Origin of the sequence: Paenibacillus sp. OT2-17 (genome assembly GCF_009827695.1) — a bacterium.
GTDB classification, from domain to species: Bacteria; Bacillota; Bacilli; order Paenibacillales; family Paenibacillaceae; genus Paenibacillus; species Paenibacillus polymyxa_B.
Window position 1 is genome coordinate 1 of record NZ_WUDQ01000825.1, and the last position, 1220, is coordinate 1220.

The 1220-nt window shown below is 38.9% G+C and carries 1 protein-coding gene; it reads left to right on the forward strand.

Annotation, left to right across the window (positions count from 1 at the left end; genetic code table 11):
- A partial coding sequence (locus GRP75_RS27420; RefSeq protein WP_237449232.1) for a condensation domain-containing protein occupies positions 1–1220 on the forward strand: 1220 nt, incomplete at both ends.

Consider the following 1220-nt stretch of genomic DNA (forward strand, 5'->3'; position numbering starts at 1 on the left):
TTAAAAGAAATAAATTACTGGACCAATTTGGAAAAAACTGAAACAATACCGCTTCCAAAAGACCGAGAGATTGAAGAAAGAAGGTATATGAATAACAATAGCGTCAAGATCGAGCTGAGTATTGAAGAGACTGAGAAGATGCTAAAGCGGGTAAACCATGCTTATAACACAGAAGTAAACGACATATTGCTTACCGCCTTGGGATTAGCAGTGAGGGAATGGACCGGAAATGATAAGGTTCTGATCAGTCTGGAGGGGCACGGCAGGGAGGAAATCATTAAAGACATTGACATAAGCAGGACCGTGGGATGGTTCACCACCCAGTATCCCGTGGTGTTAGATGTCAGCGGACAACTCGATATTTCCCGCATGATCAAATCGGTAAAAGAAAACATCAGGCAGATACCTAACAAAGGGATAGGTTACGGCATACTAAAATATCTTACCTTGCCGGAAAACAAAGCCGATTTAAACTTTAATCTAAACCCTGAAATAAGCTTCAATTACCTCGGTCAATTCAACCAGGATAATGTAGACAATTTATTTGGAGTGTCTGATATTCCTGCCGGAGAGTCTACAGGACCAAACTATAAAAGTGAGTATTGTATTGATATTAACGGCGGAACTGTAGAAGGCGGGAAGCTGGAATTAAACTTTAGCTACAACCAGGGCGAGTATGAGAAGAGTACTATTGAAGGGGTAGCGGTGAGTTTTAAAAAGCATTTAGTAAACATAATAACCCATTGTGCAGAAATGGACTATTCAGAAGCTACACTCAGTGATTTTACAGTAGACGATCTGAATATGGATGAGTTTGAAGGAGGAGTACTTATGAGTGATTTGAAGAAACAAAACATAAAAGATATGTACCGGCTCACTCCTATGCAGCAAGGGATATTGTACCACTATATGATGGATAAAAATTCAGACGCCTACTTTGAGCAGATATCACTTTCTATAAAAGGCATCCTGGACATTGATTGTGTTGAAAAGAGCGTTAATATCATTATTGAAAAGTATGACGCTTTGAGAACAATTTTTTTGTATGAAAATGTAGCCAAGCCCTTACAAGTAGTCATGAAGGAAAGAAAGCTGTCTGTCAGCTATGAGGATATTACCTCCCTTGCCGAAGAACTAAGGGATAGGTATATAGAAGAATACAGGGTTAAAGACAGAAAAAAGGGCTTTGACTTATCAAGGGATATTTTAACAAGATTAAG